The sequence below is a fragment of the Asticcacaulis sp. YBE204 genome (assembly GCF_000495855.1).
Taxonomy (GTDB): domain Bacteria; phylum Pseudomonadota; class Alphaproteobacteria; order Caulobacterales; family Caulobacteraceae; genus Asticcacaulis.
Genome location: NZ_AWGF01000009.1, coordinates 74,550 through 100,773, shown reverse-complemented (window position 1 = coordinate 100,773; position 26,224 = coordinate 74,550). Strand labels below are relative to the sequence as shown.

19 protein-coding genes are annotated in these 26,224 nt (G+C 62.9%); 12 read left to right on the top strand and 7 right to left on the bottom strand.

The genetic code is table 11. The features are described from left to right. Positions 1-71 precede the first annotated feature (71 nt). Positions 72-617, bottom strand: coding sequence for a hypothetical protein (locus AEYBE204_RS31360; protein ID WP_031230705.1), 546 nt, complete (start codon positions 615-617; stop codon positions 72-74). A 200-nt stretch (positions 618-817) separates the two neighbouring features. Next, positions 818-1,549 carry a TetR/AcrR family transcriptional regulator gene (locus AEYBE204_RS31355; protein WP_023462508.1) on the bottom strand — a complete coding sequence of 244 codons (732 nt, stop codon included), beginning with the start codon at positions 1,547-1,549 and terminating at the stop codon, positions 818-820. A gap of 440 nt (positions 1,550-1,989) precedes the next feature. On the opposite strand from AEYBE204_RS31355, the gene AEYBE204_RS31350 reads away from it, so the two are divergent. The 3 genes from AEYBE204_RS31350 to AEYBE204_RS31340 all read left to right on the top strand — a co-directional run bounded on the left by AEYBE204_RS31350 (position 1,990) and on the right by AEYBE204_RS31340 (position 8,020). After that, a complete protein-coding gene (locus tag AEYBE204_RS31350; RefSeq protein ID WP_023462507.1) occupies positions 1,990-3,189 on the top strand; it encodes an efflux RND transporter periplasmic adaptor subunit in 1,200 nt (399 codons plus the stop codon). Positions 3,190-3,395: 206 nt separating this feature from the next. Beyond that, positions 3,396-6,620, top strand: a complete 3,225-nt coding sequence (locus AEYBE204_RS31345) for an efflux RND transporter permease subunit (RefSeq protein ID WP_023462506.1) — start codon at positions 3,396-3,398, stop codon at positions 6,618-6,620. 2 nt (positions 6,621-6,622) lie between these two features. Next, positions 6,623-8,020 (top strand): efflux transporter outer membrane subunit, encoded by a 1,398-nt coding sequence (locus AEYBE204_RS31340; protein WP_023462505.1) that lies wholly within the window; start codon positions 6,623-6,625, stop codon positions 8,018-8,020. A 174-nt stretch (positions 8,021-8,194) separates the two neighbouring features. On the opposite strand, the gene AEYBE204_RS31335 is transcribed toward AEYBE204_RS31340, so the two are convergent. Further along, positions 8,195-11,152: a sugar-binding domain-containing protein gene (locus AEYBE204_RS31335; RefSeq protein WP_023462504.1), complete on the bottom strand. Its 2,958-nt coding sequence runs from the start codon at positions 11,150-11,152 to the stop codon at positions 8,195-8,197. 263 nt (positions 11,153-11,415) lie between these two features. Between AEYBE204_RS31335 and AEYBE204_RS31330 the strand changes: the two genes are divergently transcribed. From AEYBE204_RS31330 to AEYBE204_RS31315, 4 genes are all read left to right on the top strand, one after another. Continuing rightward, complete coding sequence (locus AEYBE204_RS31330) at positions 11,416-11,853, top strand: DoxX family protein (RefSeq protein ID WP_023462503.1); 438 nt, start codon at positions 11,416-11,418, stop codon at positions 11,851-11,853. 119 nt (positions 11,854-11,972) lie between these two features. Further along, positions 11,973-12,989 carry a family 43 glycosylhydrolase gene (locus tag AEYBE204_RS31325; RefSeq protein WP_023462502.1) on the top strand — a complete coding sequence of 339 codons (1,017 nt, stop codon included), beginning with the start codon at positions 11,973-11,975 and terminating at the stop codon, positions 12,987-12,989. A 201-nt stretch (positions 12,990-13,190) separates the two neighbouring features. Then, on the top strand, positions 13,191-13,817 hold the full coding sequence (locus AEYBE204_RS31320; protein WP_023462501.1) for a hypothetical protein: 627 nt from the start codon (positions 13,191-13,193) through the stop codon (positions 13,815-13,817). After that, positions 13,814-14,623, top strand: a complete 810-nt coding sequence (locus AEYBE204_RS31315) for a LytTR family DNA-binding domain-containing protein (RefSeq protein WP_023462500.1) — start codon at positions 13,814-13,816, stop codon at positions 14,621-14,623. The genes AEYBE204_RS31320 and AEYBE204_RS31315 overlap by 4 nt, the downstream gene beginning before the upstream one ends. 307 nt (positions 14,624-14,930) lie before the next feature. Here AEYBE204_RS31315 and AEYBE204_RS31310 read toward each other — a convergent pair whose 3' ends face one another. The 3 genes from AEYBE204_RS31310 to AEYBE204_RS31300 form a co-directional block, all read right to left on the bottom strand. Beyond that, positions 14,931-16,298, bottom strand: coding sequence for an efflux transporter outer membrane subunit (locus AEYBE204_RS31310; RefSeq protein WP_023462499.1), 1,368 nt, complete (start codon positions 16,296-16,298; stop codon positions 14,931-14,933). 1 nt (position 16,299) lies between these two features. Then, entirely contained in the window at positions 16,300-19,494 is a 3,195-nt protein-coding gene (locus AEYBE204_RS31305) for an efflux RND transporter permease subunit (RefSeq protein ID WP_023462498.1), read from the bottom strand. A gap of 114 nt (positions 19,495-19,608) precedes the next feature. Further along, positions 19,609-20,820 carry an efflux RND transporter periplasmic adaptor subunit gene (locus tag AEYBE204_RS31300; protein ID WP_023462497.1) on the bottom strand — a complete coding sequence of 404 codons (1,212 nt, stop codon included), beginning with the start codon at positions 20,818-20,820 and terminating at the stop codon, positions 19,609-19,611. 243 nt (positions 20,821-21,063) lie between these two features. Between AEYBE204_RS31300 and AEYBE204_RS31295 the strand changes: the two genes are divergently transcribed. From AEYBE204_RS31295 to pstB, 5 genes are all read left to right on the top strand, one after another. Beyond that, a complete protein-coding gene (locus AEYBE204_RS31295; RefSeq protein ID WP_023462496.1) occupies positions 21,064-21,696 on the top strand; it encodes a TetR/AcrR family transcriptional regulator in 633 nt (210 codons plus the stop codon). Positions 21,697-21,896: 200 nt separating this feature from the next. Continuing rightward, positions 21,897-22,985: a phosphate ABC transporter substrate-binding protein PstS gene (pstS, locus tag AEYBE204_RS31290; protein WP_023462495.1), complete on the top strand. Its 1,089-nt coding sequence runs from the start codon at positions 21,897-21,899 to the stop codon at positions 22,983-22,985. A gap of 12 nt (positions 22,986-22,997) precedes the next feature. Beyond that, positions 22,998-23,951 carry a phosphate ABC transporter permease subunit PstC gene (pstC, locus tag AEYBE204_RS31285; protein ID WP_023462494.1) on the top strand — a complete coding sequence of 318 codons (954 nt, stop codon included), beginning with the start codon at positions 22,998-23,000 and terminating at the stop codon, positions 23,949-23,951. A gap of 13 nt (positions 23,952-23,964) precedes the next feature. Further along, complete coding sequence (pstA, locus tag AEYBE204_RS31280; protein ID WP_023462493.1) at positions 23,965-24,804, top strand: phosphate ABC transporter permease PstA; 840 nt, start codon at positions 23,965-23,967, stop codon at positions 24,802-24,804. 9 nt (positions 24,805-24,813) lie between these two features. After that, positions 24,814-25,620: a phosphate ABC transporter ATP-binding protein PstB gene (pstB, locus tag AEYBE204_RS31275; RefSeq protein ID WP_023462492.1), complete on the top strand. Its 807-nt coding sequence runs from the start codon at positions 24,814-24,816 to the stop codon at positions 25,618-25,620. Between the two features lie 78 nt (positions 25,621-25,698). Here the strand turns inward: pstB and AEYBE204_RS31270 are convergent, their stop codons facing one another. After that, positions 25,699-26,217: a DUF6438 domain-containing protein gene (locus AEYBE204_RS31270; protein ID WP_023462491.1), complete on the bottom strand. Its 519-nt coding sequence runs from the start codon at positions 26,215-26,217 to the stop codon at positions 25,699-25,701. Positions 26,218-26,224: the final 7 nt, after the last annotated feature.

Genomic DNA, 26,224 nt, shown 5'->3' with positions numbered 1-26,224 from the left:
ACCGAAAGATGAGACAGCAAGGTTAATCGCCGGTTACCGCCAGGGGTTGGGATAACGATATTTTTCTCACCTCACGCGATTGTGGGTTTGCGCGCGGGCTTTGGTTTGAAATCCGGACGTTTGGCAGAGGGCGAAATCGCCAGCCAGCGCGGATGCAGGTCGCGGAACCGCTGTTCGCTGCCGCAGGCCGAAAAGCCCGACGCGGTCATCTGTCCCTTTTCCAGAGCCTCGGCGCAGAAAAAGACCCGCGACGCCTGAGGTTCGGTCAGGTCGAAACGCGCGATATTGATGATCGCCGTGCGTCCCGGCGCGCCGTTCAGGCCGGCTATATATTGCGTGATCGGCGTATAGCCGCGCTGCGCCGTCGCCTTTTGCCGTAACCGGAACGACGCCGGGAGATTTTTCGAGGTGCCGTTGAGGCCGTATTTATACACCACGGCCAGCGCCAGTTGTGCCCGCGCCACGCCGCCATCGGCCTGAGGCTGCAAGTCCTCGGCGCGCGAGGTCATGGCGGTTTCCAGAATGTCGAGATCGGCGTGCGGATCACCGGCCAGCGTGGCGCAGCCAGCTATTAGGGTCGCCAGCCCAACCAGCGACAATATTTTAAGTCTCTGCATAATACCCCCCGATATCACTATATAGCATCCCCCCTGATATCAGGGGGGAAACCGGCTTTAGCCGGAGGGGGGTTATACCGCCGGTAATAACCCCACCGTCTTTTTGAGCTCACGCTCAAAAATCCCACCATTGGCGAAAGCTATACTTTCGCTGCACTACACCCCTAATATCAGGAGAGGTGCTTTGTTATCTTCGCCCGTCAGGCAAACAGCATCGCCGTCGTATTGACCACCAGCGAACGCAGTTCCTGCGCCGAGGCCCCGGCCCGGGCGCGGACGCCTAGATTGGCGGTGATGCCGCCGATCATCTGGGCCAGCACCTTCGGGTCCTGCCCGGGCTTGAGACAGCCGTATTTCTGACCGTCTGAAAAGAACTTCTCGAAGCGGATATCGAATTCCTCGATCGTGCTTTGCAGCATTTCAAGGATCGACTCGTGCTGAGGGGCCTCGTTCAGCGCCGTACACATGAAGGCGCAGCCCAGCGGATGCTGACTTTCACCCGTATAGGTGTCGATGATGATGTCGAAATAGCGCCGGATGATCGACAGCACCGTGTCGTTAGGATCGCCGTTGCAGATCAGCACCTCGTCCAGCCGCTCGGCCAGCGATTCGCGGTAACGCTGCATGGCCTTGAGATAGAGCGACTCCTTATCGCCGAACCCGGCATAGAGGCTGGGGCGATTGACGCCGGTTGCTTCGACCAGATCGTCGAGCGAGGTAGCGGCGAAACCCTTCTGCCAGAAGACCTTCAATGCCTTTTGCAGCACTTCGTCGGGATTGTAGGCGCGCGGACGGCCTCTCGCCTTGGGCTTGCAGACGCAGGCTTCGGGATCGAGGCTTTGCGCACCACACACACCGTTCAGGTCGAGGTTGTCGCTCAGATCGATCTCAGGCGTTTTGTGAATCACGGTTTCAAAGGGCTGATGCACCATGATGACGCTTATACTCCTGTGGCGGTGTGCGCCGACGTTCATCGGCCTTATGCACACGCCGCGTTTGACGTGACCCCACTCTAACCTCAGTTGAACCGCGCCGCCACCCTTATAAGCATCCCCCTTTATATGGGAGGACACCTTTCGGGTCGGAAGTCGGCTGACAGATGGGAATAACCCCACCCGTCGGCTTCGCCGCCACCCTCCCCTGAAACGAAGTTCGGCGTAAGCCAAATCAGGGGAGGTGCTTAAAGCCTTTATTTTTAAGTCTTCCACACCGCATTACGTCATTTTTGTGCGAATTAGTACAAAAATTTTGACTTTTTGGTGTCCGCCCTCTATTAATTTGCGGGGCAGTACATAAATAGGCCTCGTTGACGCCATTTCAAGCGTACCGCTCACCAAATTCCTTTTCCCTTTCTCCCCGAAGGTGACCCGCCATGACCCCCTCCGAACTGTACAAAAAAGTCCCCCGCAAGCCCTTGCTGGCCGCCGTGGCCGCCGCCGCCCTCGGTATCGGCGGCTTAAGCATCGCCGCCGTGACCTCCAACGCCTCCGAGCAGGCCGCTCCGGCCGCGCCCCCGGCCATCCCGGTCAAGGTCGCCGTCGTCGAAGAACAGACCACATCTAGCTGGGAATCGTTCTCGGGCCGCCTTGAGGCTGTCGAACGCGTCGAAATCCGCTCGCGGGTCTCCGGCGCAGTCAAATCGATCCACTTCCGCGAAGGTGCGTTTGTGCGTCAGGGCGATCTGCTGGTGACCATCGACCCGGCGCCTTACGCCGCCGAGGTCGCCCGCGCCAAGGCGCAGGTTCAGGCCGCCGAGGCTCGCCTGACTCTGGCCCGTTCAGACAACGACCGCGCCGAGCGCCTGCTGGCCGAACACGCCATCTCGCAGGCCGAGGCCGAAAGCCGCACCAACGGCCTGCGCGGGGCCGAAGCCGACGTCGCCGCCGCCCGCGCGGTGCTACAATCGGCCAATCTCAACCTCTCCTATACGCAGGTCCGCGCCCCCGTTTCGGGTCGCGTCGGTCGCGTCGAAATCACCCAGGGCAATCTGGTCGCGTCAGGCGCCGGTTCGCCGCTGCTGACGACGCTGGTCTCGGTGTCGCCGATCTATGCCTCGTTCGACGCCAATGAAGAGGTCATCAACCGCACCCTGAAAGACCTCAACGGCACCGCCTTCGAGCGCATTCCGGTCAAACTGGAGCTGGACGACGGCAATGCCCCGCTCGACGGTCACCTGCAACTGATCGACAATCAGTTCGACGCGCAATCCGGTACCGTCCGCGCCCGCGCGGTCTTTTCCAACGCCGACGGTCGCCTGATCCCCGGTCAGTTCGTCCGCGTTAAGTTGGGTGAGGCGACCGCCAAGCCGCTGATCCTGATCAGCGAACTGGCCGTCGGCACCGATCAGTCGAAGCGCTTCGTCTATGTCGTCGGTAAGGGCAATGCGGTCGAATACCGCGAAGTCCACCTCGGCGGCACAGTCGAGGGCCAGAAGGTCGTCATCGACGGCCTCAAGCCCGGCGAGCGTGTGGTGATGTCGGGCCTTCAGGCCCTGCGTCCCGGCGCGGTCGTCGCGCCTCAGATCGTTGCGCTGAAGCCCGTCATCGACGCCACGCCGAAACCGAACGCATAAATTCTCTCCTCCCTGCGCGCAAGCGTGGGGAGGGGGACCGCCAGCGAAGCGCAGCGGTGGTGGGGGATGACTCCCAAAGCCGGATCGCGCTGAAACCTTACCCAATCCCCCTCCGTCTCGCCGCTAACGCGTCGAGCCACCTCCCCACGCTTGCGCGCAGGGAGGAGGGAGACTCTCAACCCTCATGTTGCCCGAAGGGCCATGCCATGAACCTCTCCAAATTCTTCATCGACAGGCCGATCTTCGCCGGTGTGCTGTCGCTCCTCATCGTGGTGTTCGGGCTCCTCAGCCTGCGCAGCCTCCCCGTCTCGGAATACCCCGAAGTCGTCCCGCCGCAGGTCGTGGTGCGCGCCTTCTATCCGGGCGCCAGCCCCGCCGTCATCGCCGAAACCGTCGCCACCCCCATCGAGGAAGCGGTGACTGGCACCGAAGACATGCTCTACATGTCGTCCGCCGCCACATCGGACGGTGCGATGACCCTGACCCTGACCTTCAAGCTCGGCACCGACCCCGATCTGGCCCAGCAGATGGTTCAGAACCGCGTCTCTCAGGCCGAGGCCCGCCTCCCCGCCGACGTGCGCGCCCTGGGCGTCACCACGCAAAAGAGCCAGTCCTCGCTGCCGCTGGTCGTTCACCTCGTCTCGCCCAACGGACGTTACGACGAAAACTACCTGCGTAACTACGCCCTGATCCACGTCAAGGACCGCCTGCAAAAGATCGAAGGCGTCGCCCCGCTGCAAATGTTCGGCGGCGGCGAATATTCGATGCGCATCTGGCTCGACCCGCAACGGGTCGCCGAACGCGGCCTGTCCGCATCGGACGTCGCCAACGCCGTGCGCGGTGAAAACGTGCAGGCCGCCGCCGGCATCGTCGGGGCCTCGCCCGGACAGCCGGACATCACCCTGCAAATGTCGGTCAATGCTCAGGGCCGCCTGAAGACCGAAGAGGACTTCCGCAACATCGTCGTCCGTTCGCAGGATGGCGCGGTAACCTATCTCGGCGACATCGCCCGCGTTGAATTAGGCGCGTCCGACTACGCCCTGCGCTCGCTGCTCAACAATCAGAAAGCCGTCGCCGTGCCGATCTTCGAGCAGGCCGGGGCCAATTCGCTGCAAGTCTCCGCCGACGTCAAATCAACCATGGCCGAGTTGCAAAAGACCATGCCCGAAGGCGTCGAATACCGCATCGCCTACGACACGACCGAATACGTGCAGGAATCGATCGACTCGGTCATCCACACCCTGCTCGAAGCGATCATCCTCGTCGTCATCGTGGTCATAGTCTTCCTTCAGACGTGGCGCGCCTCGATCATCCCGCTGCTGGCCGTCCCCGTTTCGGTCATCGGCACCTTCGCCATCATGCATCTGGCCGGGTTCTCGATCAACGCCCTGACCCTGTTCGGTCTGGTGCTGGCCATTGGGATCGTCGTCGACGACGCCATCGTCGTGGTCGAAAACGTCGAGCGCAATATCGAAGCCGGGAAGTCGCCCAAGGAAGCCACCTATCAGGCCATGCGCGAAGTCTCCGGCCCCATCATCGCCATCGCTCTGGTGCTGGTCGCCGTCTTCGTACCGCTGGCCTTCATCACCGGTCTGTCGGGGCAATTCTACCGTCAGTTCTCGCTGACCATCGCCATCTCGACCGTCATTTCGGCGATCAACTCGCTGACCCTGTCGCCCGCTCTGGCCGCGCTCCTGCTGAAGGATCACCACGCCAAGAAGGACGGCCTGACGCGCTTCATGGACAAGTGGCTGGGCGGCTTCTTCCGTCTGTTCAACCGCTTCTTCAACCGGTCGTCGGATAACTACGGCAAGAGCCTGGGCGGCATCATCTCGCGCAAGGCCCTGATGCTCGGCCTCTATGTCGTGCTGGTCGGCACCACCCTGTTCATGTTCAAGACCGTCCCCACCGGCTTCATCCCGGCGCAGGACAAGGCCTACCTCGTCGGCATGGTGCAACTGCCCGAAGGCGCGACGCTCGACCGCACCGAGGCCGTAGCCCGCGCCATGACCGACATCGCCATGAAGCAGGAAGGCGTCAAAGACGCCCTGTCCTTCCCCGGCCTGTCGATCAACGGCTTTACGCTGGCGTCCAACTCCGCCGTCGTCTTTCTGGCGCTCGACTCGTTCGAGCATCGCTCGAAGCACCACCTCGACGCCAATGCCATCGCGGGCGCCCTGAACCAGAAGTTCATGGGTATCGGCGAAGGCTATGTCGTCGCCTTCCCGCCGCCGCCGATCCTCGGCCTCGGCACCACCGGCGGCTTCAAGCTGCAACTTCAGGACCGCGGCGCGCTGGGTCCGGAAGCCCTCGATCAGGCGACCAAGGCCTTCATGGCCAAGGCCTATCAGACCAAGGAACTGGCCGGGGTCTTCTCGAACTACCAGATCAATGTCCCGCAGGTCTATGCCGACATCGACCGCGTCAAGGCCCGCCAACTGGGCGTCAATGTGCAGGATGTCTTCGACACCATGCAGATCTATCTCGGCTCGATGTACGTCAACGACTTCAACAAGTTCGGCCGCACCTATTCCGTGCGCCTTCAGGCCGACGCGCCTTACCGCGCCCGTCCGGAAGACATCGGCAAGCTCAAGGTGCGTTCCGCCAGCGGCGAGATGATCCCCTTGTCGGCGCTGCTCAAGGTTGAACCCTCGTTCGGTCCGGTCAACGCGACGCGCTATAACGGCTATCTGGCGGCCGACATCAATGGCGGTCCCGCCCCCGGCTTCTCGTCAGGCCAAGCCGAAGCCGCCGCCGAACGCATCGCCAAAGAGGTGCTTCCGGCTGGGATCGACTACGAATGGACGGACCTGACCTATCAGCAGATTTTGGCGGGCGACTCGTCTGCCGTCATCTTCCCGTTGGTCATCCTGCTCGTCTTCCTCGTTCTGGCGGCGCAATATGAAAGCATGGTCCTGCCGATTTCGATCCTGCTGATCGTGCCGATGGGCCTGCTCGCCGCCATCACCGGCGTGTGGATTTCGGGCGGCGACAACAACATCTTCACCCAGATCGGCCTGTTCGTTCTGGTAGGGCTGTCGGCCAAGAACGCCATCCTGATCGTCGAGTTCGCCCGCGAACTGGAACTGTCAGGCCGCAAACCGCTCGACGCCGCGATCGAAGCCAGCCGCCTGCGTCTGCGCCCGATCCTGATGACCTCGATCGCCTTCATCATGGGGGTTCTGCCTCTGGTGCTGGCGCATGGCGCAGGGGCCGAAATGCGCCACGCCATGGGCGTCGCGGTCTTCGCCGGCATGATCGGGGCCACCGTCTTCGGCCTGTTCCTGACGCCTGTCTTCTACGTCACGCTGCGCGCCCTGAGCGGTAATCGCCCGCTCAAGGCCCACAATACCCCCCACGACGACGCCGGTCACGAGGTCATCGACACGACCCCGACCACCGCCGCGCTTTCAACCCAACCGGAGGCATAACCATGTCCCGTCTTAAATCTCTCCTCCCTCTGTCCTTCGCGGCCTTGCTCCTCGCAAGCTGCGCCACGGAACCCCTGACCAAGGACACCGGTCTCGCCACGCCGACGGCGTTCAAGGCCCCGGTGACGACCGAGACCACCGCCCCGCCGCTGGCCAAGAAAACCGGCGCGTGGTGGCTGATCTTCTCGGACCCCGTGCTCGACGATCTTCAGGCTCGCGCCATGACGCGCAATACAGACCTTGAGATCGCCGCCGCCCGCTTGCAGCAGTCGCGCGCCTTCGTCCGCCAGGCCCGCGCCGTGCAACTGCCGCAGGTCAATGCGGGTCTGCAATCGAGCCGTGGCTCCGACGGCGGCCCCAAGGCCTCGACCATCCACGCGCTGGGTGTCGATCTCGACTACGAGGTCGATCTGTTCGGCCGCCTGTCGAAGGCGACCAGCGCGGCGAAGCTCGATGCCGAGGCGTCCGCCGAACTCTATCGCGGGGCGCAGCTTCTGGTCTCGGCGCAGGTCGCGGAAACCTATTTCGCGCTCCGTGCGATTGATGAGGACCGCGCCATCGTCAACGAGACCCTGACCGCCTATCGTGAGACGCTCAAGGTCACCCAACGCCGCTACGAGGCCGGGGACGTGGCCGAACTCGACGTGGTGCGGCTGCAAACCGAGGTATCGTCGACCGAGGCGGAACTGAAGGCGCTCGACCGTCAGCGCGCCCAGATCGAAAACGCGCTGGCCGTGCTGGTCGGCGACATCGCCTCGACCTTTACGGTTCAGGCATCGGTGTGGGACGCGCAGGCGTGGTCGCACGCCGTGCCGCTGATCCCGGCGGGCCTGCCGTCGGAACTGCTGGAACGCCGTCCCGACGTCATCGCCGCCGAAAAAACCATGCAGGCGGCACAAAAGCGCGTCGGCATCGCCAAGGCGGCGTGGTTCCCGCGTCTGGCGCTGACCGCGTCGGGTGGCGGCGCGTCGAACGAGCTGGGTGACCTGTTCGAAGATGCGGCACGGAGCTGGTCCCTGACCGGCATTCTGACGCAGGCCATCTTCGACGGCGGCCAGCGCAAGGCCGCGACCGAGCTGGCCGAGGGCGATCTGGCCGTGGCCTTCGCCCAGTACCGTCAGAGCGTGCTGGTCGCCTTTGCCGATGTCGAAAACCAGTTGTCGGACATCGACGGTCTGGCTAGTGAGGCGAAGACCCAGGGCGAGGCGCTCACCGCCGCGCAACGGGCGCTCGACCTGTCGCAGTCGCGCTACAGGCACGGCTACGTGTCGCAGCTTGAGGTGCTGGACGCCCAGCGCTCCTATCTGCGCCTGCGCCGTCAGGACCTGTCCGTCCGCGCCCAGCAGTATCAGGCGACCGTCCGCCTGATCCGCGCGCTCGGCGGCGACTGGAAGGCGTAACTCTCTCCTCCCTGTGCCGCAGGCATGGGGAGGTGGCATTTGCGCAGCAAATGACGGAGGGGGATAACGCCGGACTTTTCAGCCTGCACTGGCCTTCGGAGTCATCCCCCTCCACCATTCTGCACTTCGTTTGAATGGTCCCCCTCCCCATCGCTGCGCGACAGGGAGGAGATGTCAGCTTCTCGGCTTGACCTGCCCCGGATCGACGATATCGCCGGGCGCAGGCGGGGTGATCACCGTCGGCGCGGCCCAGTAGCGCCCACCCATCCAGCTATCGAGTTCGCCTACCGTCAAATTCGTGACAGGGGCGAATTTCGCTGAGGCCATATAGTCCAGCACCGACCGGCGCAAAGATGGCGCCCCGGCATGGCCCTTCAATCCGGCGTCCGACAGATCGAACGAGGTGACCATCAAACGCCCCTCGCCGACCTTCGCTTCGAACAGCATAGCCAGACGCAGATTGCGGTTCCAGTCGTCGATCGGCTGCACCACCGGCGTCAGGGTCTTCGGCAAGGCCTCGACATTCAGCGCCGTCGTCTTTTCCAGCAGATCGACCCACTGCCAGTCGCAGTTCGCCTGCGTCGGGAAGCCGCCCAGCGCCGCGTGTTGAGTGTCGCACAGCAGGCCAAGCATCCACGCACGGCTGGGGTTCATCAGGCGGTTCCAGAAGATCGGCACGGTCGTCAGGGCCAGATCGGGCACGGGTTTTTCCGGCTTGCCCGACAGGAACAGCACGCGCCCGCCTCTGGCCAGAGCCGCCTTGGCCTCATCCCACGAGGCGGTCACTGTTACCCCGACGGGCACGCCCGCATCGACGCTGGCCGGATAAACCCAGAACGGCCAGCTATTGCGGAAGGCCGTGCCTTTCAGTTCCAGCACCAGCGTGTAGGCCGCAGGGCTTTTCAGCTTCGACAGGTCCGCCGTGATCGTCCCCAGCTTCAGGTTCTTGCCGCGCGGTGCGGCGCGCTTGGCCAAGGCGCCCGACTGCACCGTCTTGCCCGCCGCATCGAGGATCCGCCACACCGGCGTCACGGACGACAAGGCTTTCGGCCCGAAATGCGCCAGTTCGGCCTCGGCGGAGAGCGTCTTGTCGGACGTGAATACGCGATCTTTCAACCGCACCAGCGGCACGGTCGTGTTGCAATACTGACGGAACTCATCCGCCGTGACATAGCCCTTCTCTTCCCAGAAGGCGTCGAGCAGCCCCATCAGCGCCCCGCCCTGCCCCAGATAGTCGTGCAGATCGAGCAGGTGATACCCCGAATAGGACGGGGTGCGCAGATTGGCCTCGATCTCCTCCTTGTAGCAGGCGACCTGAAAGCGGCCCGAGGCATGGGCCAGGGCCTTGTTGCGCGACAACATCCCGTGCGCCTCGGCGGAATCGCGCATGATCTCGTAATTGCCGGGGACCATATAGGCCTGTTTCCCCCAGCCGATACCTTCCGGGAAGGCGGCGTATTTCCCTTTGCCTGAGAACTTTTCGATGATGCCGAAGTCGGGATAGGCGCACCATTGCCCGACCTCGTGGGCGATGCACGGAATGTCGGCATTGCCAGTCGATTCGGTCAGGGCCTGCTCGTAATCGTTGCCGAACCAGCCGCCCGGCCCGCGCCCGCGGATCGTCCCCAAAAAATCCGAGGCATAGGGCGTCCCCGGGCCGCCCGGCGGCGGCGAAAAGCGCCCGATACCGTCGGCGTAAAGACGACGCGGATCGGCCTTGCGCCACTTCAAATCCCATTCGGGCAGTTGCGTCGGGTACTGCCCCGCCGGCTCGTTCGACGCCGCCAGCATGATGAAGGACGGATGGTTGCCATAGGCCTTGAGCAGCTTTTCCGTCTCTTCGTTGAGGACGCCCAGCATCTTGCGGCCCGGATCGAAATTGTTCCACATGCCGCATTCGGGTTGCAGATAGAAACCCAGCTCATCCGCCGCCGTGAAGGCCGCTTCGGGCGGGCACCACGAATGGAAGCGCATCGCATTGAGCCCCCATTGCTTGCAGATACCGAGGATGCGCCGCCACGTCTCGACATCGGTGGCCGGATAGCCGGTGAGCGGGAAGCCGCCGCCGTCGTGCGTAGCGCGGAAATCGAGCTGTTCGCCGTTGAGCAGGATCTTGCGGCCATCGGTTTTGATCTCGCGCATCCCGAAGGTCAGGTCGCGCGTATCGTCGGCATCGGTCCCTTTCAGGGCGACCGTCAGCTTTTGCAGGACCGGCGTAAATTCCGACCACGGTCTGGCGTCCGGCATCGGCACATCGATCACCGCTTCGCCACCGTCAACAGCCCACGACACCGGCACGGAGACCTTGCCCGCGTTCAGCGTACCCGACCCAGCCTTGCCAGTCAGATTGCCGATCTTTACGCGGACCTGCGCCGATTTCTTGCCGAGATCGGTATAGACCTGCGCGTCGTCGATCCATACCGGCGAGGTGGCCTTAAGCTCGATACGCCCCACCACGCCGTTCCACGTCGAGCCTTCGCCATCCGACACCCCGTGGCCGTCCGGGCGATAGACCGGCTCCTGCATCGAATTGTCGATGCGCAGAGTCAGGCGGTGCGTACCGGGCTTGAGAATGCCCAGATCGAAATCGTGCGGCGCGACCAGCGACGAATCCGTCCCCACCAGCCGGTTGCCGACCCACACATCGGTGCGCCAGCGCGTCCGCTCCAGCGACAGGGCGATGCGCTTACCCGCCCACGTCTCCGGAATCTCGATATCGCGCTGATACCAGGCGACGCCGAGATAGTGGCGGATGGGTTGCGACAGGTACGGCACCTTGACGTTGCCGGGTTCGGTATAGGCCTTGTACTGCGGCAGCAGATACCAGCGCATGTCGCGCGGCAAGGCGGCAACAAACTGCGTCTCGGCGGTGATCTCGTTGCCGTACCCTTGCGTTTGCAGGATGCCGGGAAGCTTGATCTTCAGGTCCGACGGCATGGTCTTGTTGAACCAGTAATCCGCCGCCCCGACATCGGCGCGGTCGAGCGCGAAACGCCAGTCTCCGGCCAGCGACACGGTCCCTTCCCGCGCCGGCGTTTCCGGCGTCGACGCCGCGTGCAGCACGGTCGGCGCCACGGCGGCGGCGGACCCCAGCAGGGCGATAAAGGTACGGCGGTCGGGATGGACGGTCATGGATAGCCCCTGTCGGTGATGGGCCGCTGCCGGGCCCTTTGGTATAAGTCATATAATTATCAGGTCGGAGCCACAAGGCGGATATTTAAGACAACCTCTCTCATACCTCCCTGGCTTGCCAGGGAGGTATAATAAAACGCAGCGGCAAGTGTTCCAAATTCAGCAACACCAAGTCATCACATCGCACACTTCTGAAACACCGGCGTTACGGCTATTTCTCCGTCAACGACCTGAACCACAGGCCGCGCTTTTAAAACCCACCTTTGAAAGGAACCTGTGTCCTGTCCAAGCTCGAATCCGTCACCCCCGCCTTTGCCCGTCTGCTGATCGCGGCCCTGTTCATCCTGTCCGGCCTGTCGAAGCTGGCCGCCCCCGAAGGCACCATCGGCTATATCGCCTCGGTCGGCCTGCCCTTCCCCGAACTGGCCTATGTCGGGGCCGTCGCCGTCGAAATCCTCGGCGGTCTGGTCTTCCTCGTCGGCTATCAGACGCGTCTCGTCTCGCTGGCTCTGGCCGCCTTTACCGTCGCGACCGCCGTGTTCTTCCATAGCAATCTCGCCGATCAGAACCAGTTCATCCACTTCATGAAGAATATCTCGATCGCCGGTGGCTTCCTCTATGCCGCGATTTACGGCGGCGGCGCGGTGAGCCTCGATCACTGGCTGGCCAATCGCAGCAAGGCCCGCCTCGCCAACGCCTAAACGCTTTTGCCTAAACCTTCGCCCGCCGCTCTCCTCCCCCGGAGCGGCGGGCGCTTTTTATTTGCGCGCCGCGTCCGTGCCGCCTATAAGTCAGACAAATAAAAAACAGGAACCGTCCGATGAAAAAGGCCCTTCTTCTTACGCTTGCCGCGCTGACGCTCATCCCTCTTTCTTTGGCAGGCTGCGCCCACGTCACCAGCGGATCGGGCGTCGCACCCAAGCCGCTGTTCCGCGATCCTGTCTACGACGGCGCGGCGGACGTCTCCATCGTCTACGACAAGGCGGCGAAGGACTGGAAGATGTTCTACACCAACCGCCGCGCCACGCTGAAACTGCCGGACAAGGACGTGAGCTGGGTCCACGGCACGGCCATCGGCATCGCGTCGTCGAAGGACGGCGTGAAATGGGACTATCAGGGCACAGCCAGCGTCCCGGCGGCCTGTACCGGCGAGACCCTGTGGGCGCCCGAACTGTATGAGGAAAACGGCACCTACCACATGTGGCTGACCGTCGTGCCGGGCGTGTTCAAAAACTGGCAGGGCGACCGGTTCATCGTCCACCTGACCAGTCCGGACCTGAAAACGTGGGCGTGCAGCGACCGGCTGGCGCTGGGTACCGACCGCGCCATCGACGCCAGCGTCGTCAAGAAGGACGGCGTCTACCGCCTGTGGTTCAAGGACGAGCGCAAGGGCAGCCGCCTGTTCACGCTGGAAAGCCCCGATCTGAAATCTTGGGTCCGTCAGCCCGACCCGGTCATCGACACCAATGCCGAAGGCCCGAAGGTGTTTCAGTTCGGCGGCCATTACTGGCTGATCGCCGATGTGTGGAAGGGCCTGATGGTTTTGCGCTCCGACGACCTCAAGACCTGGACACCGCAGCCGACGCGCCTGCTGGAACAGCCCGGCCTGCAACCAACCGACAATGACAAGGGCCAGCACCCGGACGTGATCGTTAACGATGGGAAAGCCCTGATCTATTACTTCGTCCATCAGTACAAGGCCCCCGAAGCCGCCAGCGATCCGAGCTATGGACAACGCACGGTCATACAGGTGGCCGAGTTGAAAATCGGAGCCGACGGCTGGCTGACGGTCGATCGTGAGGCGAAATTCGATGCGCGGTTAAAGGCTCCGAAGTAGGCATTACGCCCCTCCCCTAATTTTAGGGGAGGTACCCGCCAACAGGCGGGGGGTGGGGTTAATACCGCTCTATAACCCCCCTCCGGCTTCGCCGGGTTCCCCCCTGATATCAGGGGGGATGCTTAGGGTGTTCATCCCTCCTCGCTGTTGTTCGTCCCGCACGCCCTGTTCAGGTCCGCGCGAAACGGCCACAGCGGTGTCATGCACACGCTCAACATCCTTACCCATATCGCCGCCGGTTGCGCCGCCCTTGGCCTCGGCCTGTTTCCGCTCCTGACCGCAAAAGGCAGCCGCTGGCATCGCTTCACCGGCTGGCTGTTCGTCATCGCAGGCAGCTTCGTGCTGGGTTGCGCGGTGATCGGCGTCACCTTTTACCCGCAGCCCGCCCCGCTCATCATGGCGACGCTATCGGCTAGCTACCAGTTCATCGGCGGTTTGCGGGCGCTGAAACGGCTCAACACCATCGACACCCTGATGGCGCTGGCGATGCTCGGCGCGTGCGTCTGGCTGGCGTTGAACATGCATAACGCCAACCGGTCGTGGCCGCCGGTGATCGGCTATTCGATCCTCGGCTTCCTCAGCACAATCGCCCTCTACGACCTGAGCCGCTCCCTGTGGCGCGCGACATGGACGCGGATCCGCCATATCGACCACGGCCTCAAGATGACCGGGGCTTATTTTGCGATGGCCTCGGCAGGGCTCGGCAATCTTTGGCCCGCCGGTCAGCCGTGGAGCCAACTGGCACCCTCGCTGATCGGGCTGGTCGTCATGGTCTTGCTATTAGCCGTACATCTGAGCGAAAAGAGGGAAACGAAAGTCGTTCCATGAAACTGCCGAGCTGGTGGCCCCTTGCCCTGACCGGGCTGATTTACGGCGAAACCGTCGGGTTTGCGGCCACCGCCGCGCGCGACCTGAGCGGCGGCACGATGTCGTGGACAGCGGCACTCCTGTGGCAAGGGCTGAACTATGGCACGTGGCTTCCCTTTGCCGCCCTTGTCCTCTGGCTGGCGCGACGGCTGGGCCTGAGTGTGAAATTCCTCATCGCGCTTTACCCCACGATTGCCGCCTATACGTTTCTGCACGGCGGAATCAGTGTCGGGTTATCATGGCTTTTCGCCGACAGCGCACCGTCGTTTCGCGGCTGGTTGTACCGCCTGCCTGTAGAGGTGCTGATCGCCACGGCTATTGCGGCTTCGGTCGCCGCCCTGCGCGCCTACCGTCTGGCGGTCGTGGAGCGCGAGCGTGCGAGCGCGCTGCAAGCTGCACTCGATGAAGCCCGCGGCACCCCACCGGCCACCGAGGAGCGCCTCTGGGTATCGACCGGACGTCGCAAGACCGCTGTCAACCTGAGCGAAGTCGAATGGTTCGCCGCCGCCGGGAACTACGTCGTCGTCAACTGGAATGGCCGCGAAGGCCTGATGCGCGAAACCCTGAGCGCGCTGTCCGAGCGGCTCGACCCGGCGGTTTTCGTGCGTACTCACCGCTCCAGCCTTGTCAATCTGGGGAAGGTCCGCAGTACTGCCTTGCTAGCCGACAGTTGGGTGCTGACGCTGGAGTCCGGCGCGGAACTGGCCGTCAGCCGCACCTGCCGCGATGCGGTTCTAACGAGATTAGGACACAAAAAACCCGCCTGAAGCGGAAGGGTTTTAGCAGACACTCGCATTCCCGCGAACCTCCCTCCTCCCTACGCTTGCGTGGGGTATAGCGTCAGCGAAGGTATAGCCTTCGCCAGCGGTGGCCGAAACGCAAAGCGTTGAGGCGGAGGGGGTAACGCCAAGCTGTTCAACGGGCTGGGAATTTCGGAGTCATCCCCCTCCGGCAGTCTGCGTCGCAGACTGCCACCTCCCCATCGCTGCGCGACAGGGAGGAGGGAGTGTATTTGGATAAGACGGCTCTCTATGGTTTTGTAACCCCGCCCCATCCTCCGGCAAGCCGGATCGCTTAATTCAACCCACCGCCCAGCGTGGCGTACAGATTGACCAGATTGAGCGAGCGCACCAGGCGCACGCCGATCAGGGTCTGTTGCGCGCCGTAAAGCGTGCGTTGCGCATCCGTCAGGGTCAGGCGCGAATCGACACCGCGGTCGAAACGAGCCTGCGACAGGGTCTGGGTCTCGGTCGCCGCTTCGACGACGCGGGTCTGCGCCGCCAGACGACGATCGATCGTCGAACGCGTGGCCAATTCGTCGGCCACGTCGCGGAAGGCCGCCTGAATAGCACCTTCGTATTGCGCCTGAGCGATGTCGCGCGCCTTGCGCGTGGCTTCGAGATTGGCGGTATTGGCCCCGCCCGAGAAGATCGGGATCGAGATCGACGGGCCATAGCTCCAGGTGCTGCCGCCGTCGAACAGATTGCCCAGATCGGTCGAGGCCTTACCCACGCTGCCGGTCAGGGAAATGCGCGGGAAGAAGGCCGCGCGCGCCGCGCCGATATCGGCATTGGCACCTTTCAGCGTATATTCCGCCGCCACGACGTCCGGGCGCTTGAGCAGGACTTCGGACGGCACGCCCGCCGGCAGGTCGGCCAGGATGGCGTTTTCCGGCAAGGTGTCCGGCAGAAGATCGGCGGCGACTTCGGCCCCGACCAGCAGGCGCAGGGCGTTCTTGTCCTGCTGCACCGTGGCTTCCAGTTGCGCGACGTCGGCGCGGGCCTGTTCGGCCAGGGTTTCGATCTGACGCAGTTCCAGTGCCGAGGTCGCCCCCAGATCGAAGCGACGTTGCGTCAGGTTGAGGCTGTCCTCGCGCAGGCGCAGGGTCTCACGCGACAGGCGCAGCTGATCCTGATCGGCCCCGAGGTTCAGCCAGGCGCTGGCCACCGCCGAGATCAGGCTGATCTGGGCCGCCTTGCGGTTTTCCTCAACGGCGAAATAGGATTGCAGGGCGGAGTCGCTCAAAGAGCGCACACGACCGAACAGGTCCAGTTCCCAAGACGCGCCGATATCGGCGGAATAGGACTCGGTTTCACCCGCGCCGGTATCGGCCTTTCGACCGCTGACCGTCCCGTCGAGCGCCGGAAACAGCGAGGCGCGCTGAATGCGGTACTGGGCGCGGGCGCGCTCGACATTGAGCACCGCCACACGCAGGTCGCGGTTGTTGGTCAGGGCCTGATCGACCACGCTTTGCAGACGCGGATCGAGCAGAACCTGTTTCCAGCTCAGGGTCTCGGCGGAGGCCCCCTGCGCCGTGGAGGCGGTCGGGAACTGATCGGTGACCGGCAGGGTACCGCGCTCGTATGTCGGGGCCAGGGTACAGGCCGAGAGCGTCACCGCACCGGCAGCGGCCAGAAGGGCAGGTTTCAGAAACAGACGCATATTAGTGACCTTCCGGAGTGTGATCGGCACGGTTTTGTCTCGATTGTTCCAGCGCCGCCAGCGCCAGACGTTCGTCAGCCTGAGCTTTAAGGTGTTTTTCGTCGGCTTTGAACAGTTTTTCAATGATGACGAAGAAGAGAGGAATAAAGAACACCGCCAGGAAGGTCGCCGACAGGATGCCGCCGACAAGGCCGGTACCGATGGCGTTCTGGCTGCCCGACCCCGCGCCATTGGCGAAGAAGAGCGGCAGGATGCCGAAGGTGAAGGCCAGCGACGTCATGATGATCGGACGCAGGCGGACGCGGGCGGCTTGCAGGGTGGCCTCGATCAGGTCCATGCCGCGTTCGTGGTTATGCTTGGCGAATTCCACGATCAGGATGGCGTTCTTCGCCGACAAACCGATAATGGTCAGCAAGGCCACCTGAAGATATATGTCGTTCGACAGGCCACGCAGCATGGTGGCGAGCAGTGCCCCCAGGACGCCGAGCGGGATGACCATGACGATGGCGACCGGGATCGACCAGCTTTCATAGAGCGCCGCCAGCAGGATGAAGACCACGAAGATCGACAGGGCGTAAAGCATCGGGGCTTCGGCGCCGGACTGCTTTTCCTGAAGCGACAGGCCCGTCCACTCGTAGGAAATCCCGGCGGGCAGCGTGGCGATGATCTCTTCCATAGCGGCCATGGCCTGACCCGATGAGTGACCCGGCGAGGCCATGCCCTGAAGGTTCATCGACGGCGAACCGTTGTAACGCTCCAGACGCGGCGAACCGTAGGCCCAGTGCGAGGTGGCAAACGCCGTGAACGGCACCATCTCGCCCTGATCGTTGCGGACGTACCACTGGTTCAGGTCTTCCGGCTTCATGCGGAACGGTGCATCGGCCTGTACGAAAACCTTCTTGACGCGGTTGCGGTCGATGAAGTCGTTGACATAGGCCCCGCCCATCGCGGTCGACAGCGTCGCATTGATGTCGGCCAGGCTGACGCCCATCGAACCGGCGGCGGTCTGATCGATTTCGAGCTTCAGTTCCGGCGTGTCTTCCATGCCGTTCGGACGCACGGCCATCAGGGCCGGGTTCTGCGCCGCCATACCAAGGATCTGGTTGCGGGCATTGAGCAGGGCATCGTGGCCGAGGCCGCCGACGTCCTTGAGCTGAAGGTCGAAGCCCGACGAGTTACCGAGTTCGGACACCGCCGGCGGCACGATGGCAAAGGCCATGGCGTCGCGGAACTGGCTGAAGGCGCCCATGGCACGACCGGCGACGGCCGGGGCCTTGAGGTTGTCGCCCTTGCGGTCGTGGAAGTCCTTGAGGCGAACGAAAGCCAGACCGGCATTCTGACCCGGACCGGAGAAGGAGAAGCCCGACACGGTAAAGACCGCTTCGACGGCCTCCTCTTTGCGGAAGTGCGCGCCAATCTGATCCAGCACGGCATTGGTGCGCTCTTCGGCGGCACCCGGCGGCAACTGCACGATGGTGAACAGGATGCCCTGGTCTTCGTCCGGCAGGAATGAGGTCGGGATGCGGGTGAACAGCAGGACCATCAGGCCGACGATCACGGCAAAGACCACCATGTACCGAACGCTCTGGCCAAGAATCTTCGACACGATACCGCGGTAGCCGTTGGCCATGCGGTCGAAGTTGCGGTTGAACCAGCCGAAGAAGCCCTTCTTTTCATGGTGGTGCGCGTCATCGACCGGCTTGAGCAGGTGGGCGCAGAGCGCGGGCGTCAGGATCAGGGCCACAACGACCGACAGGGCCATGGCCGAGACGAGCGTGATCGAGAACTGGCGGTAGATGACGCCCTGAGAGCCACCGAAGAAGGCCATGGGGATGAACACCGCCGACAGGACCAGCGCTATACCGATCAGCGCCCCGGTGATTTCTTCCATCGACTTGAGGGTCGCGGCCATCGGCGGCAGCTTTTCCTCGGTCATCACGCGTTCGACGTTCTCGACGACGACAATAGCGTCGTCGACCAGCAGACCGATCGCCAGCACCAGACCGAACAAGGTCAGCGTATTGATCGAGTAGCCAAAGGCCGCCAGCACGCCGAAGGTACCGAGCAGAACCACCGGCACGGCGATGGTCGGAATGATCGTCGCGCGCCAGTTTTGCAGGAATAGGAACATGACGACGAAGACAAGCACGACGGCTTCGATCAGGGTCTTGACCACTTCGTGGATCGACAGCTCGATGAACGGCGTCGTGTCATACGGCACGACATAGTGGTAACCCTTGGGGAAGTTTTTCTCAAGCTCGACCATCTTGGCCTTGACGGCATTGGCGGTATCGAGCGCGTTGGCGCCCGTCGCCAGACTGAGGGCGATGCCCGCCGCCGGACGGCCATTATATTTGGCAGTACCGGTATATTGCTGCGCGCCCAGTTCGATGCGCGCCACGTCGGACAGTTTGACCACCGCGCCGGTTGAGGCGTTCTTGACGATGATATTGCGGAACTGCTCGATCGTGGTCAGGCGCGACTGCGCCGTGATCGTGGCATTGAGCGCCGTGCCCTTGACCGACGGCAGGCCGCCCAGTTGTCCGGCGGACACCTGGGTGTTCTGGGCGCGAATGGCCGCGATGACATCGGTGGGCGTCAGGCTGAAACTGTTCAGCTTGGCAGGGTCGAGCCAGATGCGCATGGCGTATTGCGACCCAAAGTTCTGGATCGTGCCCACCCCGTCGACACGGCTGACCTGATCGACGATGGTCGATTGCAGATAGTCGCCGAGGTCGGCATTGGTCACCGTCGCGTCGTCGGAGTAAAGCCCGACCACCATCAGGAACCCGCTGGTCGCCTTGGCGACCGTCAGGCCCTGCTGCTGCACTTCCTGCGGCAGGAGCGGCGTCGCCGATTGCAGCTTGTTCTGAACCTGAACCTGCGCGATGTCCGGATCGGTCCCGGCCTTGAACGTCAGGGTGATCGAGGCCGCACCGCTCGAATCCGAGGTCGCGTTCATGTAAAGGAGCCCGTCGAGGCCCTTCATCTGCTGCTCGACGATCTGCGTCACCGAGTCTTCGACGGTCTTGGCCGATGCCCCCGGATAGAAGGCCGAGACCGAGACCTGCGGCAGGGCGATCTGCGGATACTGCGCCACCGGCAGGTTGGCGATCGAGAGCAGGCCCGCCATCATGATGACGATGGCCACCACCCAGGCAAAAATAGGTCGATGAATAAAGAAACGCGAGATCATGACGGTGTCCTCGGAGGGAGCTGAGGTGTCTGAATTGGGCGGGCGGCGAAACCACCTGGATTAAAGACGCACTTCGGGCGTCAGTTGCCACCAGCCAAAATTTAAACGCTTAAATTACTTAGACTTTTGTTCGGCAGGCTTTTCACCCGCAGGGGCAGCGGCGGCTTGACCTTCCTTGGTTGCCGTGATGACCGAAGCCTTCACCGGCGCATCCGGACGGACCTTTTGCAGGCCTTCGACGATGACCTTGTCACCGGCCTGAAGGCCTTCGGTAACCAGCCACTTGTCGCCGACGGTCTGGGCGACCTTGATCTGACGCTGCTCGGCCTTGTTGTCCTTGGACACGACCATCACGAGCGCGTTGCCCTTGGGGTCGCGCGTCACGGCGGGCTGCGGCACCAGAATGCCGTTGCCTACGACGCCGGAGACGATGCGCGCCTTGGCGTACATGCCCGGCAAAAGCGTGCCGTTCGGGTTCGGGAACAGGGCGCGCAGGGTCACCGTGCCGGTGGCCTCATCGACACTGACATCCGAGAATTGCAGCTTGCCCTTGAGCGGATAGACGCTGCCGTCCTCGAGGATCAGTTCGACGTCGGCGGTCGCCGCCTCGCCGATCTGGCCCGTGGCGGTACGGCGCTTGAGCGCCATCAGTTCGTTCACCGACTGGTTGATATCGAGATAGACGCTGTCGATGTTCTGAATCTTGGCCAGTTCCACCGTCTGCGACGCCGTGACCAGCGCGCCGGGGGTGACGTTCGACTTGCCGATGCGGCCGGAAATCGGCGCGATGACCTTGGTGTAGTTCAGGCTGATGCCGGCGGTTTGCAGACCGGCCTTGGCCGTCGCCACCGTCGCCTTCGCCTGAGCATAGGCGGCCTGAGCGTCGTCATTGTCCTGCTTGGAGACGGCGTTGATCTTGACCAGTTCGGCATAGCGCTCGGCCTTGAGACGCGACGAGGTCAGATTGGCCTCGGCCTGAGCGACCTGAGCCTGCGCAGAAGCGTATTCGGCCTGGAACGGCGCGGAATCGATCTGATAGAGCGACTGACCGGCCTTCACGTAGCCGCCTTCGGTGAAATAGCGCGCCTTGACGATGCCGCCGACCTGCGGACGGACATCCGAGATCAGATAGGCCGAGGTGCGGCCCGACAGTTCCGCCGTCAGATTGACCGGCTCGGACGCCACGACCACGACGCCGACCTCGGTCGGCCCGCCGCCGCCCATGCCGCCGCCCGCGCCGCCGTCTTTCTTACCGCACGCGGTGAGCGCCAAACCGAGCATCAGCAACGCAGCAGCAGGCTTGATCATGTAGGAGGGCGATGTCATGCGGGGTCTCTCCGGAAAATTCAGTCGCTTCAAAATGTCGCCACACGGCGCTATGTCAAAGGGTGCAACGCAATACTAACAGACACCTGTCGCACAGGCATGTAAAAAAATGTCAGCAGTGAATGAGAGTGAACGATCATTCTCATTTTTAGTGGCATTAAGCCCCTTTTTCATGTATGTCAAGCGAAGCAACGACATTAAAAAATCTTAACCACCTTACGTACCAAGGATCAGCCATCATAGATGGATAAGCCTGCCCCCTCCCCCGTCATGCCTGAAATCCCCGTTTCCAAGCCTCGCCAGAGTCGCGAAGCGCGCCAGCAACAGATCCTCGACGCCACGCTGCGCTGCGTCAGACAGTCCGGCTTTCATGGCGCGTCCATGTCCGACATTGCGGCGGAAGCGAAGATGAGCGTCGGCGTCATCTACCGTTACTTCGAGAACAAGGAAGCCATCGTCGAGGCCATCGTCGCCAACGATCTCGCCGAGATGCGCGCCAAGTTCGCCGAATGGGACCAGACAGCGGACGAAGACCTGCTCGATACCCTGCTCGACACCATCGACTTCGCGCTGGAACATAAGTACGGTCCCGACAATTCGGCGCTGGCGCTGGAAGTGCTGGCCGAGGCCGCGCGCAACCCGCGCGTCGCCGCCATCGTTCAGGCCGCCGACGTGCAGGAACGCGAACTGGGCCGTCATCTGTGTACCCGCCTGAACGCCGATTGCGATCCGCAGCGGCTGGATGCCCGCGGTGAAATCATCGGGATGCTGTTCGACGGCATGATGATCCGCGCCGTGTCCAACCCCCATATCGACCGCAAGGCATTGGCGCTGGAACTGCGCGACGTGCTGCGCTACCTGTTCGTGATCCGGTAGGATTTTGCCATAGTTTGTATCGGCGGGCGCACCGTCACACAACCGTCATCAAACTGTTGTAATCGACCCTCTGACCTGACTGTCACGGTCGTTCAAGCCTTGTGTCATATTAGTTTTACGCAGGAGTGATTTACCGGTGGTCAGACACACCGCACCGTGGCACAAAATCCCGCCCGGAACGGATCATCGGAGACGACTGTATGTTCAAGCCTTTCGCCGTCGCGCTCGGTGCGCTTCTGCTGTTGACCGCCTGCTCGGACAAGAGCGCGGAAAAGGCTGGCGACGCCCCCGCTGCGGGCGATATCACCGGCGCGGGATCGACCTTCTTTGCGCCCTTGGGGGCCAAGTGGGCGGAAACCTACAAGGGTGAAACCGGCGTCCGTCTGAACTATCAGTCGATCGGCTCCGGCGGCGGCGTCCGCCAGATCAAGGTCAAGACCGTCGATTTCGGTGCCACGGATAAGCCGGTGAAGCCCGAAGACCTCGCCGAATCGGACCTGCTGCAATTCCCGGTCGTCATGGGCGGCATCGTCCCCATCGTGAACCTGCCCGACGTCAAGAGCGGTCAGATGAACCTGACCGGGCCTTTGATCGCCGACATCTATATGGGCAAGATCAAGCGCTGGGACGACCCGGCCATCGTCGCGCTCAATCCAGGCCTCAAGCTGCCGCACCTGCCGATCACGGTCGTCCACCGCGCCGACGGGTCCGGCACCACCTTCCTGTTCTCCAACTATCTGGCCAAGGTCAGCCCGACGTGGAAAAAAGAGGTCGGGGCGTCCGACGCGCTGGAATGGCCGGTCGGCCTCGGCGGCAAGGGCAATGAAGGCGTTTCGGCCTTTGTGAAACAAACCATCGGTGCCATCGGCTACGTCGAATACGCGGTGGCCGTGCGCACCGGAACCGCCGTCACCAACATGACCAATCACGACGGTCAGATGATTGCCCCGTCGATCGAAGCCTTCGCCGCCGCTGCGGCCGGTGCCGACTGGGCCAATGCTCCCGGCAATCAGCTTCTGCTGCTCGATCAGCCGGGTGCCAAGGCCTGGCCGATGACCGCCACGGTTTTCGTCGTGATGCACAAGACGCAGGACAAGCCTGCCGCCGCCCGCGCCGCCCTGACCTTCTTCGACTGGGCCTATACCAAGGGCGACACGCTCGCCATCGAGATGCACTACGTTCCCCTGCCCGACAACGTGAAGGCCATGATGCGCGCCCAGTGGTCGCAGATCGTCGCCGCCGACGGCAAGCCGGTCTATACGCCCGCCGCCGCCCCCGCCCAAAACTAAAAGAGTAGACTGATGTCCCTTCAGAGCGCCCGGCAATCCTCGTTTCTGGCCCGATTTCTGGCCGACCCTGCCGACCCGATCTTCCGCAGTCTGGCCTTCGCAGCGGCCACTATGCTGCTCGTCACGCTCGGCGGCCTGATCATCGCCCTGATCATCGGCGGCTGGCCCGCCCTGTCGAAGTTCGGTCTCTCGTTCCTGTTCACCAATTCGTGGAACCCGGTCACCGAAGTCTATGGCGCCGCCGGTCCCATCGTCGGCACGCTGATCACTGCGCTTTTGTCGCTGGCCATCGCCCTGCCCATCGCGGTCTGCGTCTCGGTGTTCCTCACCCAGTACTGCCCCAAGGTCATCGCACAGCCGATATCGACGGCGATCGAGCTTCTGGCCGGTATTCCCTCGATCGTTTACGGCATGTGGGGCCTGTTCGTCTTCGCCCCCTGGTTTGCGAAGACGGTACAACTCCCCATCCTGACCAATCTGGACCCGGAAAGCTTCTGGGGCAAACTCCTGTCGGGCGTGCCGAACGGTGCCAACATCTTCACCGCCTCGATCGTTCTGGCGATCATGATCCTGCCCTATATGGCCGCGGTCTTCCGCGAACTGTTCCGCTCGATCCCGCCGCACGTGCGCGAAGCTGCCTTCGGCCTCGGCTGCACCTCGTTCGAGGTCGTCGGCTCCGTGCTGATTCCCTACGTCAAAAAGGGTATGATCGGCGTCGTCATGCTGGGCTTTGGGCGGGCTTTGGGTGAAACCATGGCCGTGACCTTTATCATCGGCAATTCGCACCGCTTTCCCGACTCGCTGTTCGCCTCGGGCTCGACGCTCGCCTCGACCATCGCCAACGAGTTCAACGAAGCGCAGGGCCTGCACCTCGCCTCGCTGATCGGGCTCGGCCTCGTATTGTTCCTGATCACCTTCATCGTTCTGGCCATCGCCCGGACGCTGCTGTCCTCGCAACGCTACTAGGAGGGAAAGACCCATGGATCGCGCCCTTCGCCGCAAACTTCTCAATCAGGCCTTCGTCGTCGTCTGCACCGGGGCGGCGCTTATCGCGCTGGCCGCTCTGGCCCTGATCATGTTCTCGCTGTTCACCAAAGGCATGGGCGGCGTCGATGTGATGCTGTTCACCGCCGACACGCCCGCCCCGGATTCGCCGGGCGGCCTGCGCAACGCCATCGTCGGCTCGATCATGATGTGCAGTGTCGCCATGCTGATCGCCGTCGTCATCGGCGTGCTGGCCGGGACGTGGCTGGCCGAAATCGGCGGCAGCAGCCCTTACGGCCACGTGGTGCGCTTCCTCAACGACGTGCTGCTGTCGGCGCCGTCGATCCTGATCGGCCTGTTCGTCTACTGGTGGGTGGTCGTGCCGATGGGCGGCTTCTCCGGCTGGGCCGGGGCCATCGCGCTCGGCATCCTCGCCACGCCCATCGTGACGCGCACCACCGAGGACATCCTCAACCTGCAACCCAATGCCTTGCGCGAAGCCGGCATGGCGCTCGGCGCCTCGCAGTGGGTGACGGTCAAGAGCATCATCTGGCGCGCCGCCGGTGCCGGGATGCTGACCGGGGGCCTGCTGGGTTTTGCCCGTATCTCCGGCGAAACCGCACCGCTGCTGTTCACCGCGCTCAACAACCAGTTCCTCAGCTTCGACATGTCGAAGCCGTTCGCCAGCCTGCCCGGCGCCATCTATCCCTTCGCCATGTCGCCCTATGACACATGGAATACGCTGGCCTGGGCCGGTGCCCTCCTCATCACCCTGGCCGTTCTGGGCGTCAACATCCTCGGCCGCTGGCTTGCCCGCGACAAAGATCACAAATAGGCTTCATCCATGTCCGATACCGAAACCGAATTCAAAAGCGTCATCACGCCGCCGCCGGGCGACCAGATCGTACTGGAAACGCGCAAGCTGAACTTCTTCTACGGCACGCATCAGTCGCTGTTCGACGTCTCGATCCCCGTCAAGCGCAACGGCATCACCGCGCTAATCGGCCCGTCGGGCTGCGGCAAGTCGACACTTCTGCGCACGATGAACCGCATGTACGACCTCTATCCGGGTCAGCGCGCCGAAGGCGAAATCCTCATCGACGGCGAAAACATCGTCGGTTCCAAGGTCGATGTGACCGCGCTCCGCGCCAAGGTCGGCATGGTGTTCCAGAAGCCAACCCCCTTCCCCATGTCGATCTACGACAATGTGGCTTTCGGCGTGAAGCTGTACCACAAGAAGTCGAAGTCCGAGATGGACGAGGTCGTGGAAACCAGCCTGCGCCGCGCCGCCCTGTGGGACGAGGTCAAGGACAAGCTGAACAAGTCCGGCCTGTCGCTCTCCGGCGGTCAGCAGCAGCGTCTGTGCGTGGCGCGCGGCATCGCGGTGCAGCCGGAAATTCTGCTCCTCGACGAACCGGCCTCGGCGCTCGATCCGGTCTCGACGGCCAAGCTTGAGGACACGCTCGAAGAACTGAAGCGCGACATCACGATCATCATCGTGACGCACAACCTGCAACAGGCGGCGCGTCTGTCGGACTATACGGGCTTCATGTATCTGGGCAAGCTGATCGAATTCGGCCCGACCGAGACGCTGTTCGTCAACCCGAAGTGCGAAAAGACCTCGGACTATATCGGCGGCCGCTTCGGTTAAGTCCGGCGATTATTCCAAAACAAAAACACCGGTCTGAAGGCTCAGACCGGTGTTTTTGTTTATAAAACTGTCGATCAATTACCCGCGCGACACGCCCGGACGGGTCGTCTGCTTCGTCCACGCCTCGATGCCGAGTTGCGCCGGAAGCCCTTCCAGAGCCTTGTTCAGTGCGTCGTTTTGCGGCGAGCGGCAGCCCTTGTCGTGTTCCAGCACCGTTTGCGTGCCGTCGGCCTTCGTCCACACGATTCGATAGTGCTGCTGATCGCTTATGCGCTGCTCGCACTGGGTCTCAGCCGTCGTGCCGTCGGCGGGCCGATAGGCGTTAAGGGCCTTGGCAATCGTGGCGTAGGCCTTGCCGGAGTCGAGTTCTTTGGGGCCGATTTCCGCCGTGTGGCGTTCGCCGGTAAATTTCAGATGACCCGACGGCGCGACCTCGACCGCATAGACCGGACAGAAGCCGAAGCACGGCCCGACCGAATACGAAATGGTTTCCTTGTCGATGGCCACCGCCGGAGCGCCGGACATGGTGGCGCACCCGGCGAGACCGGACGCCAGAAGTCCGGCGGCCATCAAACTCGTGAAGCGGATCGTGGTCATAGTGTTA

Coding starts and splice junctions, on each gene's coding strand:
- AEYBE204_RS31360 (WP_031230705.1), bottom strand. CDS start 617: ATGCAGAGACTTAAAATATTGTCGCTGGTTGGGCTGGCGACCCTAATA.
- AEYBE204_RS31355 (WP_023462508.1), bottom strand. CDS start 1,549: ATGGTGCATCAGCCCTTTGAAACCGTGATTCACAAAACGCCTGAGATC.
- AEYBE204_RS31350 (WP_023462507.1), top strand. CDS start 1,990: ATGACCCCCTCCGAACTGTACAAAAAAGTCCCCCGCAAGCCCTTGCTG.
- AEYBE204_RS31345 (WP_023462506.1), top strand. CDS start 3,396: ATGAACCTCTCCAAATTCTTCATCGACAGGCCGATCTTCGCCGGTGTG.
- AEYBE204_RS31340 (WP_023462505.1), top strand. CDS start 6,623: ATGTCCCGTCTTAAATCTCTCCTCCCTCTGTCCTTCGCGGCCTTGCTC.
- AEYBE204_RS31335 (WP_023462504.1), bottom strand. CDS start 11,152: ATGACCGTCCATCCCGACCGCCGTACCTTTATCGCCCTGCTGGGGTCC.
- AEYBE204_RS31325 (WP_023462502.1), top strand. CDS start 11,973: ATGAAAAAGGCCCTTCTTCTTACGCTTGCCGCGCTGACGCTCATCCCT.
- AEYBE204_RS31320 (WP_023462501.1), top strand. CDS start 13,191: ATGCACACGCTCAACATCCTTACCCATATCGCCGCCGGTTGCGCCGCC.
- AEYBE204_RS31315 (WP_023462500.1), top strand. CDS start 13,814: ATGAAACTGCCGAGCTGGTGGCCCCTTGCCCTGACCGGGCTGATTTAC.
- AEYBE204_RS31310 (WP_023462499.1), bottom strand. CDS start 16,298: ATGCGTCTGTTTCTGAAACCTGCCCTTCTGGCCGCTGCCGGTGCGGTG.
- AEYBE204_RS31305 (WP_023462498.1), bottom strand. CDS start 19,494: ATGATCTCGCGTTTCTTTATTCATCGACCTATTTTTGCCTGGGTGGTG.
- AEYBE204_RS31300 (WP_023462497.1), bottom strand. CDS start 20,820: ATGACATCGCCCTCCTACATGATCAAGCCTGCTGCTGCGTTGCTGATG.
- AEYBE204_RS31295 (WP_023462496.1), top strand. CDS start 21,064: ATGGATAAGCCTGCCCCCTCCCCCGTCATGCCTGAAATCCCCGTTTCC.
- pstS (WP_023462495.1), top strand. CDS start 21,897: ATGTTCAAGCCTTTCGCCGTCGCGCTCGGTGCGCTTCTGCTGTTGACC.
- pstC (WP_023462494.1), top strand. CDS start 22,998: ATGTCCCTTCAGAGCGCCCGGCAATCCTCGTTTCTGGCCCGATTTCTG.
- pstA (WP_023462493.1), top strand. CDS start 23,965: ATGGATCGCGCCCTTCGCCGCAAACTTCTCAATCAGGCCTTCGTCGTC.
- pstB (WP_023462492.1), top strand. CDS start 24,814: ATGTCCGATACCGAAACCGAATTCAAAAGCGTCATCACGCCGCCGCCG.
- AEYBE204_RS31270 (WP_023462491.1), bottom strand. CDS start 26,217: ATGACCACGATCCGCTTCACGAGTTTGATGGCCGCCGGACTTCTGGCG.